The organism is Mesorhizobium intechi (genome assembly GCF_002879535.1).
Classification (GTDB): Bacteria; Pseudomonadota; Alphaproteobacteria; order Rhizobiales; family Rhizobiaceae; genus Mesorhizobium; species Mesorhizobium intechi.
Genome location: NZ_PNOT02000350.1, coordinates 25,380 through 45,526 on the forward strand (window position 1 = coordinate 25,380; position 20,147 = coordinate 45,526).

General features: G+C 64.8%; 14 protein-coding genes and 1 pseudogene. 5 read left to right on the forward strand and 10 right to left on the reverse strand.

Annotation, left to right across the window (positions count from 1 at the left end):
- The first annotated feature begins 41 nt into the window (after window positions 1-41).
- Window positions 42-1,865 (forward strand): phosphogluconate dehydratase, encoded by a 1,824-nt coding sequence (gene edd, locus C1D09_RS29450; protein ID WP_143977493.1) that lies wholly within the window; start codon window positions 42-44, stop codon window positions 1,863-1,865.
- A 65-nt stretch (window positions 1,866-1,930) separates the two neighbouring features.
- On the opposite strand, the gene C1D09_RS29455 is transcribed toward edd, so the two are convergent.
- The 4 genes from C1D09_RS29455 to C1D09_RS29470 all read right to left on the reverse strand — a co-directional run bounded on the left by C1D09_RS29455 (window position 1,931) and on the right by C1D09_RS29470 (window position 8,388).
- Window positions 1,931-3,583, reverse strand: a complete 1,653-nt coding sequence (locus C1D09_RS29455; protein ID WP_143977494.1) for a vWA domain-containing protein — start codon at window positions 3,581-3,583, stop codon at window positions 1,931-1,933.
- 165 nt (window positions 3,584-3,748) lie between these two features.
- Window positions 3,749-4,747: a GlxA family transcriptional regulator gene (locus C1D09_RS29460; protein WP_032920700.1), complete on the reverse strand. Its 999-nt coding sequence runs from the start codon at window positions 4,745-4,747 to the stop codon at window positions 3,749-3,751.
- A 28-nt stretch (window positions 4,748-4,775) separates the two neighbouring features.
- On the reverse strand, window positions 4,776-5,675 hold the full coding sequence (folD, locus tag C1D09_RS29465; protein ID WP_143977495.1) for a bifunctional methylenetetrahydrofolate dehydrogenase/methenyltetrahydrofolate cyclohydrolase FolD: 900 nt from the start codon (window positions 5,673-5,675) through the stop codon (window positions 4,776-4,778).
- 181 nt (window positions 5,676-5,856) lie between these two features.
- The gene (locus C1D09_RS29470) at window positions 5,857-8,388 is read right to left on the reverse strand and encodes a GumC family protein (protein WP_143977496.1); all 2,532 of its coding nucleotides are present in this window, start codon (window positions 8,386-8,388) and stop codon (window positions 5,857-5,859) included.
- Window positions 8,389-8,587: 199 nt separating this feature from the next.
- Between C1D09_RS29470 and C1D09_RS29475 the strand changes: the two genes are divergently transcribed.
- On the forward strand, window positions 8,588-9,883 hold the full coding sequence (locus tag C1D09_RS29475; RefSeq protein WP_143977497.1) for a lipopolysaccharide biosynthesis protein: 1,296 nt from the start codon (window positions 8,588-8,590) through the stop codon (window positions 9,881-9,883).
- 97 nt (window positions 9,884-9,980) lie between these two features.
- Here C1D09_RS29475 and C1D09_RS29480 read toward each other — a convergent pair whose 3' ends face one another.
- The 3 genes from C1D09_RS29480 to C1D09_RS29490 are packed head-to-tail and all read right to left on the reverse strand — an operon-like array spanning window position 9,981 to window position 12,864.
- Complete coding sequence (locus C1D09_RS29480; RefSeq protein WP_143977498.1) at window positions 9,981-10,904, reverse strand: DUF6492 family protein; 924 nt, start codon at window positions 10,902-10,904, stop codon at window positions 9,981-9,983.
- Complete coding sequence (locus C1D09_RS29485; RefSeq protein WP_143977499.1) at window positions 10,901-11,695, reverse strand: WecB/TagA/CpsF family glycosyltransferase; 795 nt, start codon at window positions 11,693-11,695, stop codon at window positions 10,901-10,903. Before C1D09_RS29485 ends, C1D09_RS29480 begins: the two co-directional genes overlap by 4 nt.
- Window positions 11,692-12,864 (reverse strand): glycosyltransferase family 4 protein, encoded by a 1,173-nt coding sequence (locus tag C1D09_RS29490; protein WP_143977500.1) that lies wholly within the window; start codon window positions 12,862-12,864, stop codon window positions 11,692-11,694. Before C1D09_RS29490 ends, C1D09_RS29485 begins: the two co-directional genes overlap by 4 nt.
- Before the next feature lie 171 nt (window positions 12,865-13,035).
- Between C1D09_RS29490 and C1D09_RS29495 the strand changes: the two genes are divergently transcribed.
- The 3 genes from C1D09_RS29495 (at window position 13,036) to proC (ending at window position 16,205) form a co-directional block, all read left to right on the forward strand.
- A complete protein-coding gene (locus C1D09_RS29495; protein ID WP_143977501.1) occupies window positions 13,036-14,034 on the forward strand; it encodes a glycosyltransferase family 2 protein in 999 nt (332 codons plus the stop codon).
- A complete protein-coding gene (locus C1D09_RS29500) occupies window positions 14,003-15,328 on the forward strand; it encodes an O-antigen ligase family protein (RefSeq protein ID WP_143977502.1) in 1,326 nt (441 codons plus the stop codon). The genes C1D09_RS29495 and C1D09_RS29500 overlap by 32 nt, the downstream gene beginning before the upstream one ends.
- A 61-nt stretch (window positions 15,329-15,389) precedes the next feature.
- Window positions 15,390-16,205 carry a pyrroline-5-carboxylate reductase gene (proC, locus tag C1D09_RS29505; RefSeq protein ID WP_143977503.1) on the forward strand — a complete coding sequence of 272 codons (816 nt, stop codon included), beginning with the start codon at window positions 15,390-15,392 and terminating at the stop codon, window positions 16,203-16,205.
- 4 nt (window positions 16,206-16,209) lie between these two features.
- Here the strand turns inward: proC and C1D09_RS29510 are convergent, their stop codons facing one another.
- The 3 genes and pseudogenes from C1D09_RS29510 to C1D09_RS29520 all read right to left on the reverse strand — a co-directional run.
- Window positions 16,210-17,526: an NAD(P)H-dependent oxidoreductase gene (locus tag C1D09_RS29510; RefSeq protein ID WP_143977504.1), complete on the reverse strand. Its 1,317-nt coding sequence runs from the start codon at window positions 17,524-17,526 to the stop codon at window positions 16,210-16,212.
- Between the two features lie 369 nt (window positions 17,527-17,895).
- The gene (locus C1D09_RS29515; protein WP_143977505.1) at window positions 17,896-19,290 is read right to left on the reverse strand and encodes a multicopper oxidase family protein; all 1,395 of its coding nucleotides are present in this window, start codon (window positions 19,288-19,290) and stop codon (window positions 17,896-17,898) included.
- Window positions 19,291-19,624: 334 nt separating this feature from the next.
- Window positions 19,625-20,147: pseudogene (locus C1D09_RS29520) on the reverse strand (DUF882 domain-containing protein); the annotation flags it as partial.

Genomic DNA, 20,147 nt, shown 5'->3' on the forward strand with positions numbered 1-20,147 from the left:
GGAGGATGTTTCCGGGACCTCGCCTGAAAGGACCGACCACCATGACCGCAAGAAGCGACATCGAAGCCATCACGGAGCGCATCCGCCAACGTTCGAAGGTGGGCCGCGAGCGTTATCTCGGCCGCATCGCCGAAGCGTCGAACCAGACGGCCAACCGGGCGGTGCTGTCCTGCGGCAACCTCGCTCACGGCTTTGCCGTGTGCAGCCCCTCGGAAAAGCTGGCGCTCGGCGCCGACAAGGTGCCCAATCTCGGCATCATCACCTCCTACAACGACATGCTGTCGGCGCATCAGCCCTTCGAGACCTTCCCTGCCCTCATCAAGGAGGCCGCGCGCGCGGCCGGCGGCATCGCCCAGGTGGCGGGCGGCGTGCCGGCAATGTGCGATGGCGTCACGCAGGGCCAGCCCGGCATGGAATTGTCGCTGTTTTCGCGCGACGTGATCGCCATGTCGGCGGCGGTCGGGTTGTCGCACAACATGTTCGACGCCGCTGTCTTTCTCGGCGTCTGCGACAAGATCGTGCCGGGACTGGTGATCGCGGCGCTGACCTTCGGCCATCTGCCGGCGGTGTTCATCCCGGCCGGACCGATGACGACCGGGCTGCCCAACGACGAAAAGGCCAAAGTCCGCCAGCTCTATGCCGAGGGCAAGGCGGGGCGCGCCGAACTGCTGGAAGCCGAATCCAAATCGTACCACGGGCCTGGCACCTGCACCTTCTACGGCACGGCGAATTCCAACCAGATGCTGATGGAGATCATGGGCCTGCATACGCCCGGCGCCTCCTTCGTCAATCCCGGCACGCCGTTGCGTGACGCGCTGACCCGCGAAGCGACCAGGCGGGCACTCGCCATCACCGCGCTCGGCAATGCCTATACGCCGGTCGGACGGATGATCGACGAGCGGTCGATCGTCAACGGCGTTGTCGGCCTGCATGCCACCGGGGGCTCGACCAACCACACCATCCACCTCATCGCCATGGCGGCAGCGGCCGGCATCGCACTGACCTGGCAGGATATTTCCGACCTCTCGGAAGCAGTGCCGCTTCTGGCCCGCGTCTATCCGAACGGGCTTGCCGACGTGAACCATTTCCATGCCGCCGGCGGGCTCGGCTTCCTGATCCGCGAACTGCTCGACGAAGGCGTGCTCCACGAAGATGTGCAGACGGTGTGGGGCGAAGGCCTGCGACCCTATGCGGTCGAGGCAAGGCTTGGCGCCGATGGCTCGGTGGTTCGCGAGGCCTCGCCGCGCGCCAGCGGCGACGAAAAGGTGCTGGCGCCGTTCAACAAGGCGTTCCAGCCGACCGGCGGCCTGAAGGTGCTGGCGGGCAATCTCGGCCATGCCGTTATCAAGACCTCCGCCGTCAAGCCGGAACGGCGCATCATCGAGGCGCCGGCCAAGGTGTTCGACAGCCAGCAGGGCCTCAACGACGCATTCAAGGCCGGCACGCTCACCGGCGACTTCATCGCCGTCATCCGCTTCCAGGGTCCGAAGGCCAATGGCATGCCGGAACTGCACAAGCTGACCACCGTGCTCGGCATCCTGCAGGACCGCGGCCAGCGCGTGGCGCTGGTCACTGACGGGCGCATGTCTGGCGCTTCCGGCAAGGTGCCGGCGGCGATCCATGTGACGCCGGAAGCCGTCGAGGACGGGCCGATCGCCCGGATCCATGACGGCGACATCATCCGCCTCGACGCCGATGCCGGAACGCTGGAGGTGCTGGTGCCGGGAACCGAGTTCGCGCTGCGCCGCACCGCTGAGGCCGATCTCATCGGCAACGAGTTTGGCTTCGGCCGCGAGCTTTTCGCCGGCTTCCGGCAGCTGGTGGGCCGCGCCGACCATGGCGCCAGCGCTTTCGGAACGGCCTGACGTGATCCGTCTCATTCATGAAAAAGGGCGGCTCGTGGCCGCCCTTTTACGTTATCCATGCGATCCTATTGGACCGTCAACTCAGCCCGCTCGCCGGCCTTGACCGTCACAGTGCCTTCCTTCGAGCTGTTGTCCGATTTCTCCGCGACGACGGCGTAGTCCCCCGCCGGTATCGCCGCCTGATACTTCTGGTCGTATGCGTAGCCAAGCGACTTGCGGTTGCCGTTGATGTCCTTCTTGGTTTCGAAAATCTCAATCTTCGAGGCTCCGGGGGCGGTGATCGCCAGCACGCCGGCATTCATGGCGACCTTCACATCCTGAAACGCGCCCACCTTGACGTTGAACGGCTGCTCGGCGACGGCAAGATCGACCGTCGCAATCAACACATAGTCATCAGGCGGCAGATCGAACTTGCTGTCGGGACCATAGGCATAGGTCACCTCGTCCCGGGTTCCGTCGATCTTCTTTTTTGCCTTCACGACCTTGAAGCCGATGCCCGAACCGTCGGCCTTGTCGCCGCCGGCTGTATAATAGGCGTTGGCAACGACATGTCCGACGCCGGCGATGATGTCCTTTTCGACTGTCTTGCCGGCAGCGAGCGGTATGGTCTCGGAAGCCACGCCCTGGCCGATGGTGACCGTCACTTTCTCGTCGCCGGCCGGTAACACGGTCTTGGTGGTCCCATAGTAGGTCGCGGGATTATCGGCACCTGGGTAGTCGATCACGACGGCCGCGCCATCGACAACATCCGCCCCCGCGCTTGGTCGCGGATGAATGATGAGCGTGCCGGCATTCAAGGTGAAGAGCGGCTTGGCGACCTGGCCTGCCTCGATCTTGAGCTTCTGCTCCACCTTGGCCTCGCCGTCGCGCGCGACGATGACGTAATCGCCCGGTTCCAGATTGGCTTTGTAGGCGCCATATTCGGTGGTGACGTTGTCGCCACGCGTGCCGTCGGACTTTGCCTTGTAGACTTCCCAGGCATTGCCGTCGGTGACCGGGTCACCGCCCTCGGCAAGCACCGCCGTAGGCATGAAATTGAATTCCGGCTTGGCAGGCTCGGGGGCAGGAGCGGGTTCAGGCGCGGGTGCCGGCGCCGGGGCAGCGACGGTTTCGACCAGGGCTTCCTGCAAAGCCTTCTCGTCGGAGGCCTGGATGTACTTGCCGCCGGTGTTTTCAGCGAGGCACGCGATCTGCTTTCCCTCGTCGGCTGTCAATCCGAAGCCGACGACATCGGCGGTGAAATCGACGCCGGATGCCTTGAGTTCCTTGCCCAGTGCACAGGGGTCGCCGCCGCAGGTTTCCAACCCATCGGTAATCAGGACGACGGTCGCCTTGTCCTCGGTGTATTTCAGCGCTTCGGCCGCCTGCTTTACGGCCGCCGTCAGCGGCGTCTTGCCGAGGAATTTCAGACTGTCGGCGGCGTCCGTGATGGCGCTTGCCGAGCCTGCCTGAGGCGGCACGATCAGCTGGATGTCGTCGCAGCTGCCTTTTTCGCGATGGCCATAGGCCATGAAGCCGATCTCATCGTCGGCGGGAACGGATTGCAGCACAGTCCTCAGCGATTCCCTGGCTATTTCGAGCTTGGGCTTGCCGTCGATCTGCGCCCACATCGAGCCGGAAGCGTCGAGAATGATGATGACTTTGTTGGCGGCAAAGCCGACCGTCGTCATGAAAAACAGGAGGATCGCCGCAGCGATGCTCCGCGCAAATACTGCCATCGAAATCTCCTGAGTTAGCCCCCTGGTCCGCACAGGGAAGCTATTTGAGGCGGCTTCAGGACACAAGCCCGGCGCGACCGTCTCGCTCAGGCCCCTGAGCGGGGACAAAGCGTTCGTGCGGCAGGATCGTCACAGCAGCAGGCTGTCTTGGCCAGATCGAGCCCGTCAGTAGGTGGTGCGGCGCTCTTCGGAGGGCGGCCGGCCGAACTGCAGCCGGTAGCTCTGGGCGAAATAGGAATGCGAGGTGAAGCCGGTCGCGATCGCCACGTCGAGGATCGGCATGTTGGTCTGGCGCAGCAATTCGCGTGCCCGCTCCAGCCGCAGCCGCATGTAGTAGCGGCCGGGCGTCACGTTGAGGTGGCGCAGGAACAGGCGCTCCACCTGGCGCACCGAAAGGCCGGCCGATTTGGCGAGTTGGACCGCCGAGAGCGGCTCGTCGAGGTGGTCGGCCATCAGTTCGACGATGCGCCGGAGCTTCTCCGACTTGCCGGTCAGATCGCGCTCCGGCCCGACGCGCTGGCGGTCGCCGGCCGAGCGGATGCGCTCGTGCTGGAACTGGTTGGCGACGCCATTGGCGAGGTTCGAGCCGAAATCGCCGCGCACGATCTCCAGCATCAAATCGATCGAGGTGGTGCCGCCGGCGCAGGTGTAGCGCTTGCGATCGATCTCGAAGACATTGCCGGTGCAGTTGATGTCGGGGAAGCGCTCCATGAAGCCGGCGCGGTTTTCCCAATGGATGGTGCAGCGGTAACCGTCGAGCTGGCCGGCCTCGGCCAGCAGGTAGGACCCGACCGAAAGCGCGCCAAGCGCGTTGCCGCGCCGGCCCCAGCTGCGCAACGCCGCCAGAACCTTGCTCTTGCCGGGAAATTCGGTTGTCAGGCCCACCGAAACGAAGAGGATGTCGACCGGCGGCAGGTCGGCGACGGCATAGTCGATCTTGAGCGGCAGGCCGTTGGACGCCATCACCGGATCGCCATCGGCCGACACCGTGGTCCAGCCGTAGAAATCGCGGCCGAGCAGGCGGTTCGCCGACCGGAACGTGTCGATCGCCGCGGCCAGCGAGAACATGGAAAACTTGTCGACCAGCAGGAAGGCGAACTGCCGGCCACCTTGAACGGGATCAGTCGTGACCGGCCGTTCCGGGGAAATGGTGGGGTTCGGCAAAACTGGCGCTTTCAGGGTCAACCCAGGCTCAGAAGGAGGGCCGCTTCAATCCGGCCGCAAGGTAGGCGGAAGCTAACGTATTGGCCATCAGCATGGCAATGGTCATCGGCCCGACACCGCCGGGCACCGGCGTGATGGCGCCGGCTTGCCTGGCGGCCTCGGCATAGGCGACGTCACCGACGAGGCGCGACTTGCCCTCGCCCTTCTCAGGCGCGGGAATGCGGTTGATACCGACATCGATGACGGTGGCGCCCGGCTTTACCCAATCCCCCTTGATCATTTCCGGCCGGCCGACGGCGGCGACCAGGATGTCTGCCGTGCGGGCAAGCGCCGGCAGGTCCTTGGTGCGGCTGTGGGCAATGGTGACGGTGCAGTTGGCGGCAAGCAGCAGATTGGCCATCGGCTTGCCGACAATGTTGGAGCGGCCGACGACGACGGCGTTGAGGCCGGACAGGTCCTTGCCGCGCACGCGCTCGATCAAAAGCATGGAGCCGGCCGGCGTGCAGGGAACGAAGGCCGTCTCCAGTTCGCCCGTGCCGAGCTTGCCGACATTGATGAAATGAAAGCCGTCGACATCCTTCTGAGGCGCAATCGCCTGGATGATCTTGCCGGCGTCGATATGGGCCGGCAGCGGCAGCTGCACCAGGATGCCGTTGATGGCCGGATCGGCGTTGAGATCGGCGATAATCTGGAGCAGCGCCTCCTCCGAGGTTTCGGCCGGCAGCGTGTGCTGGAGCGAATGAAAGCCGCATTCCTTGGCGGTGCGGGACTTGGAAGCGACATAGACCTGGCTCGCCGGATCCTCGCCGACGATGACCACGGCCAGACCAGGCTTGGCGTTGCCCTTGCCGACCAGCTCGGCGGTCAACGCCTTGACCGTCCGCACCACATCCTCGGCAACGCTCTTTCCGTCAATCACTTCGGCCATGAACCATCCTCAACCCTGTTTCGCGCGACGCGCTTTCGAGGCGCAACGTCCCGGCGCCGGCAACATGCAGCGCGGCATTGTCACGAAAATTCCGGCACGCAATCCCGTCAAAGCGCCGTTCCATGCCGTTTACACGAAAACCGGGATGGTTTTGTTCGGCCTCGGCAACGTATCTTGTGGCTCAGAAGTAGCGGCGGCGGGCGCGGCTCTCGGTGAGTTCGCGGACCGCCTCGCGGAATTCGCGCAGGCTGGCACGAATTTCCTCGATCGGCGCCTGTTCGGCGCCTTCCTCAATCGGCGAAGGCTCCGCCGATGGCTGCGGTGGATAGGCCGGCGGCGCGGGCTGCGGCGGATACGGCATGTGCCCGGCATAGGGCGCCATGGCCTGGGGATAGGGGTAACCTGCAGGCATGGATTCGGCCTGTGATGCCGGGGGATAGGACGGCGGAGCCGGATAGATCGGCCGCGGCGGCATGAGGGGCGAGCGCGACGGCGGCCCCATCGGCTGTGAATAGGTGGCGTCGAAGCCCGGCGGGAAGGGCGGCCGCGAATAGCCCGGCGACCGCGGCATGAAGGCGGACTCCGGGTCCGGCAAGCCGGAGGGCGTGACAGCATCCGCCGGCCGTGCAGTGTCGCCAAAGGCGGCGAATTCGCTGTCATCGTCCAGTTCGGCGGATGGCTTGCGGGTGAGAACATTGCGCAACTTCGCCATGAGCGCGGCGATACGCCCGGGCGGTTTGGCGGTGGCTTCGGCCTGCGCCAAGGGCGGTGGCGGTGCGGGCGGTGGCGCTGGCGGCGCTGGAGGTATCGGAGCGGCCGGCATCGGCGGCGCGGGCGGCGGCGGCGCTGCCCGGAATGCCTGCTGTTCGACAGCCCTGCGGTCGCTGCGCGAGCGCGATGTCGCCGTCTCGCGCAGGCTTTCATAGGCGCCGCGCATCGCACCGAGACCCACACCGGAGGCAAAGCCCATGAACAGGCCGGCAAGCGCCATCACGACGCGCGATGGACCGTTCGGCTCGAGCGGAACGGAGGGCGGCGAAATGACGGTCATATTGGCGGTATTGATACCCTTCTGCTCGCCAATCTCCTTGGCGCGCAGCAGATATTGTTCATAGACCGATCGCTTGGCCGCGGCGTCGCGCTCCAGTTCGCGCATCGAGACGAGGTCGCTGTTGACATCGCCGCTGCGGACCTTCATCCGCGCCAGTTGGGACGCCAAGTCCTGTTGGACCTGGACCGAGCGTTTCAGGTCAACCTGCAGCGACGAGGCAATGCGGCTAAGTTCCGCGGCGATGCGATCGCGCGCGCCGGCAAGCTGCGCGTTGAGCGCCTGGAGTTCGGGATGACGCGGCCCCAGCCGGACCGCCGCGCGATCGGCCTCCTGCTTGAGCGTGGCATATTGCGCGCGAAGATCACTCATCGTGTTGGAATTGATTTCTTCGGGCAAAGTACCGCCGAGCACCGAATTGACATTGATCGAGCGGGCAGAGGCGGCACGGGCGTTCAGTTCCGCCGTACGGGCGCGAGCAACGGATAGTTGCTCGTTGACCTTGAGCATCTCGTCATCGCTGATCAGGTGGCCCTGCGCGTCGACAAGGTCGTGCGTGGCTCTGAAATCCTCGACCTTGCGCTCGGCCGCCTCGACGCCTTTGCGCATCTCCTCGAGTTTTGCCGTCAATTCGTTGTTGGCCCGGCCGGCGGTGAGGGACTGAAGCTCACCCGAGGTCTGCAGAAAGACGTCGGTCATCGTTTCCGCGATGAGCGCCGATTTCTGGGCGTTCTGCGTGGTGACGCCGATCGTGATCGTGGAGGTCTTGCCCGCGCGCTCGACCGCAAGGCTTTCGGCCAGATTGCCGACGGCAAGCGACAGGCGACGCGACTCATCGCCGCCGGCCGGTCCATCGTGGCGCAACAGGATCGAGCGGATCAGTGACATGACGCCCAGGCCGCCCGCGCCTTGGCCATTGAACTCCGGATCGTTGGCGAGATTGAGCTTGTTGACGACCTTCCCCAGCACCGTCCCCGAGGTTAGCAATCTGATCTGGTTTTCGACATTGACGAGTGTCGCGTCGGGAACGACCGCCATCTGGGTGAGATCACGGTCCGAAAGTTTCAGGTCGCGCGGATCGACGACCAGTTCCGTCATCGATTCGTATTTCTTCGGCGTCGACAGCGCGATCGCGACGCCGAGCCCAGCACCGATCAAAGTGGTGGTGATGATCAGCAATTTCGACCTGGCAATGCCGCGCACGACCTGCATCGGATCGATCAGCGGCTTCCACTGCTGGTCGTCCCTGCGATCGTCAAAGGATGCATTCGTTTCGCCGTCCTGGCGGGATCCGGACCGGTGATGCGAGCGAGCGCTGCCGGAAGGTTCTCCAGTGACCGTCCGTGCGCGCGGCACCGCCGGCTGCGGATCGCCGGTGCCGGCCTCCGCTTGCGAGCGCCAGGCGTCGTCCCCTACGGCCGCTTCCGGCTGCTCGTCCGCCCGAGACCGCTCTGCCCCGGCGGCGGTGGACGGCGTTGGGTTCGTCCGCGCCTCGCGCCGTGAACGGGCAAGGCGGTGGCGCGTGGCGGCATCCTCGCGCCATGCCGAATCCGTGCGATCGCCTATCGAGACCAGGGATGCGTCATCCTCGCCGCGCATGGCCTGGCCGAGCGCCAGCAATGAACGCTCGCGCCTCCAGTCTTCACGGTTTTCCCTGTCGACCATTATCTTGGAGCTTCACACTTTGGCCGCTGGGCAGCGGCGGTCGGCCAATCGTTAAGCCACGCTAAACAAGCATGGGAAACAAAAGGTTAATTTCGGCATGCCGGCATGTAAGCTTTTCATAACCTCAAGTTTCGGAATTGCAGTGGTTTCGGGGCACAGAACGGCACGTTAAGCTTTCCCGCCTATGGCTTCCCGGCACATGACCGAGGCTCGCGGCATACCGCAAAGGCGTACTTTCGCCCGGATCGGCACTTTCGTGGCCGAGCGACGGGGGCTGGTACGCGATTATTTTTCGGCGATCTCCGGCGCCGGCGGGCGGCTGGTGTTTTCGCTGGCCTATTTCATCGCCCTCGCCAACAGTTTGTCGATCTCCGAATTCGGCATGTTCGCAACCGCCTCGGCGGCCGGCGTGATGCTGTCGCGGATTCTGGCCTTCGGTTTCATCTCTGCGCTCTATCGCACCGCCACCATCCGCCCCAATCTGATCGGCACCTTCACAGCCGGCTTCCTGCTGCTCGGCGTCGTTTCGCTGCCGCTCCTGGCGTTGGCCTCGTTCGGGGTCTACCTGATCTTCTTTGCCGGCACCGTGCCGCTGTCGGTGTTTTCGGCGATCGTGTTTGCCGAAGCACTGTTGTGGCGGCCGGTCGAGGTGGCGCTGATCGTCAACAACGGGCTGGGCAAATTCGGGCGCGCCGCGGTCCTGGCGATCCTGGCGACGGCACTGCGGGCGGTTGGCGCGGTGCTGTTCATGGCTTCGGCACAGCACAGCATCTGGGCGTGGTCGTGGTTCTATATCGGCGCCAACGCTGCATCGCTGCTTCTGGCTTTCGGCTGGTTCTATCCGCGCCAGAGACCGCGGCTGCGCACCGCGCTTTATCTCAGGCGGCTTGCCGATTCCATCTACGTTGCCGGCGCGGAAGTGTTGTTCTACCTGCAATCGGAATTCGACAAGCTGCTGGTCCTGGCGATCGGCGGCCCGCATCTGGCCGGCATCTATGCCATCATCATGCGGCTGGTCGACCTGACCGCCATCCCGATCCGCACCTTCTCGATGATGCTGGTGCAACGCATGATGCGCGCGCCGGACCTGCTGTCGCGGCTGGCGGTCAAGAGCGGCATCGAGGGCGGCGTGTTCGTCGTTTCGACGCTGGCGCTGCTGGCGCTCGGCATCGTGCTGCACTTCTTCCCCAACGCCCTCGGCAGGAACGTCTCCGAGGCCGCGCCGCTGGTGGCGCTGGCAATCTGCGTTCCCGGATTGCGCAATCTGGTCGAATATCAGGCCGAGCTTCTGTTCGCGCGCGGCCAGACAGCGGTGCGGGCGCTCAATCTCGGTTTGCTCGCCGCCCTAAAGGCACTCCTGCTGACTTATGTGCTGGCCACCATCGCCGACATGTCGAAGCTGGTGCTGTCGCTCAACATCGTCTTCCTGATGCTCTACCTCGCCTCGATGCTGCTGACTTATTCGGCGCTGCGCAGGCCAGCGAAAGCGATCTGAAGTCGGGTGAGGCCGGCCTGCGAACAGCGGCTCGCTTCGCTTCCGGTGCTCGGAAGCCACCGTCTTCGGCCCGTCCTGACCCGAATACCTCCTCGGGCTAACCCAATCCGATCAAACGGCGGATGCGGCCGATATCGGTGCCGATGAAGGATTGCATGCCGATCGCCACCTGCTCCGGCGCCATATCGGCAACGAAGCGGCGAAACTCCTCGTCCGACAAGGCCTCGCCCGTCCAGTGGATGCGACAGAATTCCGCCGAACCGTGGAAGTGGCCGGCTCCGTCCAGCAGATCGTCGACATAGCGGCCATAGATCATGCATTCGGAGAATCTGCGCGCCGAGCCAAGCACTTCGACCCAGGCGCGGCCATGGGCCTTCTCGATCTGGTCGCACATGGCAAGCACGGTGTCGCGACGCCAGGCGATCAGCGTCGAGATATAATCGTGGGCCGACGTCCGGGAAGGGTCGATGCCAAGCGCGGACCCCGCATTGCGCGACCAGATGCGATGCTCGTCGTGACCGTCATCGGCAAGCGCGTCGTCGCGGCGGAACAGCCGCGCCTTGCCGTCGCGCCAGAACGCGGTGCAGTCGAAGGCCTTCAGGAAGGCGACGTCGGAATCGCAGAAGACCAGAACGTCTTCCCTGGCATGTGCCGCTATGGCGATGCGGCGCAGCTGCTGCACGTGCCAGCCGCGCAGCGGTTGCGTCTTCAGGCTGAACCAGACACGCCGGCGGAACAGGCTGAACGGATCGTCGAAGGCGCGCAGCCAGCGCGGCAGCAGGTCGCGCTCGTCGACAACAGTGCGCCGGTCCGTCTCCAGCTGACGGAAAAGCGCGACGTCGCGGTGCTCGACCAGGATATAATGGTGCGCGGCGCCGGAGACATGCCGATCAAGGGTCTCGCACAACAGACGGCAGCGCTCGAAATCCGGCGCATAGCTTGCCGTCACCACCGCCGCGGTCGGCGTCTTCGGCAACAGGTCCGAGCCGGCAAGGGCATCTGGAACAAACCGCTTGTTCAACGGAGCTCTCCGGCCGTTTCGACGCCATGCGACCATCTCTGCTTGACGACCCGCCACAGGAACACCGGATTGCCCACGACGTAGCGGCGCCAGAGCCGGCCCGGCTCGACCGCCAGCCGGAATAGCCATTCCAGGCGCAGGCGGCGCATCCACAGCGGCGCGCGGGGCACCGAGCCGCTCAGGAAATCCAGCAGAGCGCCGACCGCAATGGGCATCGTGCAGTGGCGGTCGTCGATGTGGCGGGCGATCCACAGTTCCTGGCGGGGCACGCCCATGGCGACCAGCAGCATATCGGGCCGCAGCGCCGCGATCCGGCCAATGATCTCCGGCTCCTGCGCGGCGGAGAAATAGCCGTCATGAATGACCACGAAATTGTGCTGCACGGCAAGGGCCGCCAGCTTGACCGACGCCGCCTCGGCGTTGACGCGCGTAGCGCCGAGCAGCCCGACGGTCAGCGGCCGCGTCGAGGCCTGCAAGAAGGCCGGCACGAAATCGGTGCCGTTGAGATTGTCCGGAAAGGGCGCGCCATAGAGAAGCTGCGCGGCGAGATCGACGCCGATGCCGTCCGGCAGGATGAGGAAATCGTCGAGCGCCTCGGCGAAGACCGGGTCTGAATAGGCAATGTTGGCATTGTGGGCGTTGAGGAAACTGACTTTGGTGAAGCGCCGCTCGGCGATAAGGCGGGTGAGCAGGGCGATGGCATCGTCCCAACGGATGGCGAGCACGGAGATGCCGAGGATCGTCTTCAGGCTGTCGCGCCCGAATCCCGCGCGGGCGGCGTGCATATTCATGCGAACACCTCCTGCCTGACGGCCCCGAGTTTTTCCAAGCCGAGCCGGATGGCGACATCCAGCGCCTTGACCTGCTGGCGATGGAACGCGCCGCCATCGACGTCCCGGACGTCGGCGGCCGCGGCCTCCAGGGCCCTTGCGAAGCCGGCCGGATCGTCGGTGACGATGCAATTGTCGGGGCGATGGTCGATGCCGCGCAATGAGCGGGTTGTGGCGACCGAGGGCAGGCCGAGTTCGAAGGTCTCGATGGTCTTCAGTTGCACGCCGCTGCCCGCGGTACTGATCAGCGGGATGACCGCCGCGCCGCACACGAACGCGCTGGCATCCGGGACACGGCCGACAAACTCGACACCCGGATGCGCCGAGGTGACGCCTGAAGGCATGTGGCCGGCGATACGGATGCGGAAACCGGGCCGCAGATGCGGCACCACCTTGCCAAGGAACCAGTCAAGGCCGATGCGGTTCGGCTGCCAGGTCCAGGTGCCGATCAACGCAGCGTCGCAGTCGATCCGGCGCGGGCCGTTTCGGGTTGGCGCCCTGGCGCCGGTCACCAGCGGCAGCACCGCCGATCGGTCGGTGGCAGCGACACCGAGTGGCGCCCGGTCTTCCTCGGCCAGCGTGAAGACAAAGCGCGCGCGGCGGCAGAGACGCTCTTCCACGACCCTGAGCAGCCTTGCCTCGCGGCGGAACAGCAGGCGCTGGAAGGGACCGCCGGCAGCAGCAGCGTTCTCCAGCGCCGAGAGATGCTCGACATTGTGGGCGACGAAGATCGAAGGCTTGTCTTCGACGAGCTTTTCGAAGGCGCCGGCGAACTGGACGGAATTCAGCACATAGCCATCGAACGGCCCGGCCCGCTCGAGAGCGGCCCGCACCTCGTGCTCGGACACCGCACGCAGCTTGGCCGACGCGAAAGTGAGGCCCGACAGCATCGCCTTGCCGACCCAGGCGAGCTTTTGCGGCGCTGAGGCGCTTTCCGTGCGCACGTCGATCGCACCCAGCACCACGGTGTTTTGCGGGTCGGCAGCGGCCTTCCCTGGCCAGGTGAAACCGATGACCGTGACGCGCGCGCCGGCGCGCCGCAACGCAGCGATGATCGCAGCATTGGCGATCTCGTAACCCGAGGCGAGAGCGCCGTCGGGCACGATCGATGTGGCGAACAGCAGATGCATCTCACCTATCCTGTGGTGTAGCCGGTAGCAAAGCGCGGTGAACCCTTGATTAAGCGAGCATAATCAGGGGCCGAAAGCCCCTGCCCGACGGGCCTCTCCGCGCAAGGTGATTAACGAAACCTTATCACCGTGGTGCTACCAGAACGCGACTCACCATGTGGCTGGACACGGATGATCCCTTTGCCATCGGATGGTTCGGTATCGATCGCTGGACGCTCTCCCCGGCTTAACGTGGAGGCCGTCGAGGCGGTCGTCACCTTGCCGACCTTCAAGCGGCCCGGACAGGTGCTGGAAACGCTGGCTTCGCTGCGCGCACAGAGGACCGGCAGGCGCTTTGCCGTCATCGTCGTGGAGAACGAAGCCGAGGCGCGGGAAGGCGCCCAGGCGGTGCTGCCGCTGTTCGAGCGCGGCGAGATGCCGGGCATGGTCATCATCGCGCATGAGCGCGGCAATTGCAGCGCCTACAATGCCGGCTGGCAGACGGCGATCCTGCACTTCCCGAACTTCAGGCATCTGGTGGTCATCGACGATGACGAGATCGCCGATCCGCACTGGCTGGAACGCATGTGCACGGCTGCCGAGACGCTCGGCGCCGATATTGTCGGCGGCCCGCAGGTGCCTGTCTTCGCCGATGCCGCCCATGCGAGATGGGCCGAGCATCCGGTGTTCGCGCCGCCCTACCGGGAGACGGGACGGGTGCCGGCGCTCTATTCGTCCGGCAATCTTCTGGTCGGTCGCAACGTGCTGATCGCCATGGGGCCGCCCTTCCTCGATCTCAGATTCAACTTCATGGGCGGCGGCGATTCCGACTTTCTCAGCCGGGCGGCGCAAAAGGGCTTTGTGCTCGGCTGGTGTGCCGAGGCCAGGGTTCACGAGGCCGTCCCGGCGCGGCGCATCGAGGCCGACTGGGTCCGAGCCCGCAGCCTGCGCAACGGGGTGATCTCGACGCTGGTCGAAAAGAAGAAGCGCGCCGGCACCCCGTTGGCCGGCGCCAGGGTATTGGCGAAAAGCCTGGCGCTTCTGGCCGCTTCGCCGTTTCGCGGCCTGATCAGGCTGGCGCGGACAGGATCGCCGGCGATCGCCATCTACCCCGTCCATGTGGCGTTCGGCCGCGTGCTGGCCGAATTCGGATATGCCAATGAGCAGTATCGCCAGCCCGAGAAAAACTGAGCGCGCCCCGCTCAGCGACGCGTTCACGCGCGACGGTGTGGCGACGGCCATCGCCGCACTGCTGTTCACCGTCATCATGGTGTCTTTCCGCCCGTTCCAGCCGGCAGGGGCCGAACTCACCGGCGACGGCGGCGACATCGTCAATCAGCTCGGCTTCGGGTCGCTCGGCGCCGTTTCGATCTTCTCGCTGATGGCCTTTGCCGATCCGCGCATCGTTCGTTCGCTGCTCAGTCCGTCATGGGTGCTGATGCTGGGTTTCTTCTTCCTGTCGGTGGTGCTGGCGACCGACCCACCCTCGGCGATGCGCGCCGCCTCCTTCACCATGATCGGCATCCTGACCATGGCAACGATCCTGGCGCTGCCGCGCGATGCCGAGTCCTTCTCGAAAGTCATCATCTTCACCGCCGTGGTGGTGATGGGCCTTTCCTATGTCGGCCTGATCGTCTTTCCGCACGAAGCGCTACACACGGCTGATTCCCAGGAGCCCGAACATGCCGGCCTGTGGCGCGGCGTGTTCACCCACAAGAACATCGCCGGCCCGATCATGGCCTGCTTCAGTTTCGCCGGCCTCTACCTCTACCGGCGCGGGCAACGCTGGTGGGGCGCGGGAATCTTCTGCGCGGCGATGATCTTCATGCTGCACACCGGCTCCAAGACCACCGCCGGCCTCGTGCCGTTTTCGATCCTGATCGTCGTTCTGCCGAGCCTGATGGGCATGCGGCTCGGCACGCCGATCCTGTTTACGCTGGCGATCATCGCCACCGCGGTCGGCACGCTGGGCATCGTCTTCCTGCCGCCGGTGAAGCATCTGGCGACGATCTATTTTCCCGACATGACCTATACCGGCCGCACGACGCTGTGGGAGTTCGCCGGATCGATGCTGGCGAAGAAACCATGGACCGGCTACGGCTATGAGAGTTTCTGGGGCACGCCGCTGCTGCTCAACCAGGACCAGCCCTTCGACCGACCGTGGGACATCCGGACCATCGTGCACGGCCATGACGGCTATCTCGACATCGCCGTGTTGATGGGCATCCCGGCCCTTTGCGTGGCGGCCTACACCTTCCTCATCGCGCCACTGCGCGACTACATGCGCATTCCGCTGCGCAAGGAGAATATCTATCTCGGCGACTTCTTCATGATGGTGGTGCTATTCACCGCGCTCAACGCTTTCCTCGAAAGCTTCTTCTTCCATCGCGGCGACCCGGTCTGGCTGTTCTTCGTGCTCGGCGTGCTTGGCCTCAGGCAAGTTTCGCTGCGGTCGATCCCGGTGCGTGGCTCCCGCCCGGACTGACAGGGGCTTCCCCGGGGAACCGTGAGCGTCTATGTCAAAGCCTTCCTTCGGAGGGCTTTCGATGACGATCAGGCTTGTTCTCGCCGGCTGCGGTAATATGGGTTACGCCATGCTTTCGGGCTGGCTAAAATCCGGCAAGCTCGCGCCCTCGGCGGTTTTCGTGGTCGAGCCCAATGCGGAGTTGCGCCAGCGCGCTGCGAAGCTTGGCTGCGCCACATCAGCGGATGCCAATGAGATCCCAGCCGATGCGGTGCCCGATCTCGTCGTCATCGCGGTAAAACCCCAGGTGATCCGCGACGTCACCGCCGCCTACAAGCGTTTCGGCGATGGCCGCACCACCTTCGTCAGCATCGCCGCAGGCACGCCGGTCTCAACCTTCGAACATGTCCTCGGCAGCCGCGCGCCGGTCGTGCGCTGCATGCCCAACACGCCGGCTTCCATCGGCAAGGGCATGATGGTGGTGTTTTCCAACCCACTCGTCTCGGATGATACCAAGCGCTTTGTCGCCGACCTGCTGTCGGCGAGCGGCGAAGTGGCCACCATCGACGACGAGGGGCTGATGGATGCAGTGACCGCCGTGTCGGGATCGGGGCCGGCCTATATTTTCCACTTTATCGAAGCGCTGACCGTGGCCGCCGAGAAGGCAGGGTTGCCTGGTGCAACCGCCAGGCTGCTCGCCATGCAGACGGTCTATGGCGCCGCCTCGCTCGCCGCTGAAAGCCACGAGGATCCCGGTGTGCTGCGCCAGCAGGTGACCAGCCCGAACGGCACGACGGCAGCGGCCCTTGGCGTGCTGATGGGCGAGGATCGGCTGACCAATTTGCTGACGCGGGCAGTCGAGGCGGCGAGGCTGCGCTCGATCGAGTTGGGGAAGTAAGCCCTCAGTTTGTTCCGTACAGCATCTCGTCCTGTAGCCGGCGCAAGGCGAACAGCCTCGTCGTCGGGTCGGGTGCGGCGTTGTCGGCGGTCAGCAGTTCGCCCTTCCTGACCGGTTTGAGCACCTTGCCGCCCTCGAGCAGGCCGACCGGCACGGCGCGTTGGGCTCGGGCTTCGCCGACGGTCATGGTCCAGGAACGGTAGCAGGTCTCGCCGATCGCATCGAAGGTCTCGCCGGCTGCCAGGTCCCGCTTGGCGACCGCGCAGACCTCGGCGACCGGCCTTGGCAGCGGCACCATGTCGGGCTTGCCGAAAAGCACGATGCGGGCAGCGGTCAGCGGCACTTCCAGTGATGTCAGATGATAGGGTCGGAACAGGCTGTAATAGGGACCGTGGCCGATATGCAGATCGTCCATGCGCTCGACGATGCGCGGATGCGTCGCCTCGACGATGACGAAGACACCGGGCGCCACACCCTTGCCGATCGTGTAATCGACGACGCCCTTCTTCGACAACAGCCCGCCATCCTCGCGCGGGATCAGCACCTTGGCGAGATCGTCGCGGTCGGCCCTTGGGCCATGCATGCCGGGCACGTCGGGCACCAGCCCGGTGGCGTTGGCGATGGCGCACATCTCGACCATGGTTTTCGAACCGTCGACGAACTCGACCAGCATGCGCGGGTTCATGTTGCGGCGGATCGCTTCCTCGCGATAATCGTCGGGCATTGCGTCGTGGTTGAGCGGGTTGTTCTTGCCCTTGCCGGCGGAGACGATGGTCAGGCCGAGGGCGGACGCGAACTCGATCAGTTCCATGCAGCTCGACGGCTCGTCGCCGGCGCCGACCGAATAGACCACGCCAAGCCGGTCGGCCTGCTGCTTCAGATAGCAGCCGATGGTGACGTCGGCCTCGACGTTCATCATCACCAGATGCTTGCCATGCTCCATCGCCATCAGGTCGAAATCGGCGGCGACTCCCGGTTTGCCGGTGGCGTCGATGACGACGTCGATCAACGGATTGGTGACCAGCATCTCCTTCGAGGTGATGGCGATCTTTCCTGCCTCGATGGCCGCGGTGACTTTCGATGCCGCGTCTGCCTCGACCGCCATCGCCTCGTCGCCATAGGCGATGCGGATGGCGTCAAGCGCGGTGTGCGGGCGCCGGGTGGAGACGGCACAGACCGAAATGCCAGGCATCAGCATGCCTTGCGTGACGAGGTCAGTGCCCATCTCGCCCGAACCGATGACACCGATGCGCACCGGACGACCCTCGGCGGCGCGGCTGGCGAGATCGCGGGCAAGCCCGGTCAAGGCGACATTGGTCATACGTGAGATGTCCACAGCTTCTTGATTTGCGGCCGGATTAGCAGGGACCGGTCGCGTGTGCCAATGAAACCGCTCGCGAGCCGTGATTCCCAGCGAAAATGCCCGGAAAAGGCGCCTGCGCCCCGATCTATTGGCCCAAACGGTTGCCAATTGACATTGTTGTGAACAGCCCCAATAAAAGATTCGTTTGCCAACAAAGGCAAATGTTCATTAGGCGAACGCTCGGAGAGCCATTCGTCTCACGGCAAATCTGGGGAGTGCCTTTGCGCCGAGGCGGCAGCAGAGGCTTGGAATGATCTAGGAGCATTGCGAGGCGTAGGCTCGGGGCAAGTAGGCCTCCGACGGAGCGACTTGGCCTTCGGGGTGGCTTCAGACCACCCTGACGTAGCTCGTCATGCCCGATTTCTGATGCTCGATGATGTGACAGTGCAGCAGCCAGTCGCCGGGATTGTCGGCGACGAAGCCGAGCTGAACCTTCTCGTTGGGCTGGATGAGATAGGTGTCCGAAATCAGCGGCTGCACCGGCCGCGTCGAGGAGGACAGCACCTTGAAGCTCATGCCGTGCAGGTGCATCGGATGCGATTGCGGCGTCAGGTTCTCCATGTCGATGACATAGCTCTTGCCGAGCTTCAATTCGGCCAGCGGCGCGGTCGGATCGGATGTATCGCCTGGCCACGGCACCTTGTTGATGGCCCAGAAACTGTAGCCGAGCGAACCGCAGATGCCGTCGCTCGGGACGTTTTCCGCCGTGGCGCTGAGCGCCAGCGAAATGTGCTGGGCGGCGGCCAGATCCACCTCCGCCACCGGATTGACCTCCAGCGGCGCAACATCGCGAACATCCCGCTTGAGCGAACCGCCCGTCGCGCGCACGGTCGCCAGGATTTTGGGCTTGGTGCCCCTGACATCGCGCAGGCTCACCACCGCGCCCTCCTGGTCGGGCATGCGGATGGCGAGTTCCATGCGCTGCCCCGGGCCGAGCAGCAAGGCATCGGGTGAAAAACGCTGTGGCACCGGATTGCCGTCCAGAGCCATCACGGTCGCCTCGGCGCCCTCGACGCGAAAGGCATAGATGCGCGTGACATCGGTGATGGCGACGCGCAGCCGCACCAGGCCTCCTGCCGGCGCGTCATATTGCGGCTGGTCGAGCCAGTTGGCGGTGCGCACCGTGCCGTAAGTGCCGGTTCTCGCGGCATCGCGCGGCCGGAACTGGTCGATGAACTGGCTGTCGTCGCCAAGACGCCAGTCGCGCAGATTGAGTACGAATTCGGCGTCGAATTTCGGATCGTCCGGGTTTTCCACCACGATCACGCCGGTCAGGCCGTGGCCCATCTGCTCCAGCGTGTTGCAATGCGGGTGATACCAGAAGGTGCCGGCGTCGGGCGGCGTGAAAGCGTAGTCGAAATGGTCGCCGGTGTAGACGTAGGGCTGCACCAGGAAGGGCACGCCATCCATCTTGTTGGGCAGGCGAATGCCGTGCCAGTGGATGGTCGTGGGATCATCGATGGCGTTGACCAGGCGCGCCGCGAAGGGTTCGCCTTTCCTCATCCTCAGCACCGGCGGCATTCCGGCATTGCCATAGGTCAGCACATTGTTGGTCGGGCCGATATCCATCAGCCTGGCCTGGATTTTGGCCGTCTGCAGCACCACCGGTTCAGGGCTCGCGGCGGCGAGGCTGCCAAGCCGGCCGATGGCCGAGAGCCCAACTCCTGTTGCGCCGGCGATGGCGGCCGTTTTCAAGAGGCCGCGGCGTGTCCATCCGGTCATTCAGCGCTCCAACCGCAAAGCGTGGGATTTATCGCCGTCTTGAATCACAGGCGAACTACCAGTGCAAATGCCGATCTCTTGGCACATCGCGTCTCGCCAATGCCATGGCGCCAAGATCGAGTTCGCCGAGGCTCTGCAGGACGATCCGAACTTTCGAATCCTCGACAAGGCGTCAGTTCAAACCAGCCGGCAAGGCTTGTGCCTCGGCAAGGTCCTTCTCGGACGATCCCGGCTTACAGAGCCGTATGAGCGGCGCCGGCATGGTTTGCGCAATGGCGTGACGGCCATCCGCGTCCCGCAACGCTATAGCGGATCGAATGGAAGCGTTCGCCCCCTATTTGAAACTGGCGATGGGCAGGAATTTCACTGCGGAACCTGTGAAGCGGCGGTGATCCGACGTCTGTCCGCGTGGCTGGAATCCGTCGAGATAGACCTGCTCCGGCGCCGTGCGGATGAAATTGGCGGCGATGACAGACGCCGCTGCCGAGCCTCCCTCAGGGATGCGCCGATCCGCTACGGGCACAATCACGGCGGTGGCCTCGGGATCGAGGCGTGGCTGGACACGATCGGCCTTGGGGCTGGTCCTGACACGATCCTCGGGTTTCGGTGCCGGAACGGCAACCTGCCGAGCGGTCGATGCATCAAGGACGGTATCGGGATGGTGCATGGCCAGCAAGGCAGCGACGGCATCGGCGGATCTGGCCGCTTCCGGCTGGCGCACCGCGCTTGCCTCAGTCTGCGGCCGCCATGTCGGCAACGGGATGTTGTGCGCCACCATGTCCGGCGCGCTGGCGGCAACGGCATCCGTCTTGCCCACGGGCGTTTCGGCATTGGCCGTCCCCAGCTTGGGCGCGGAG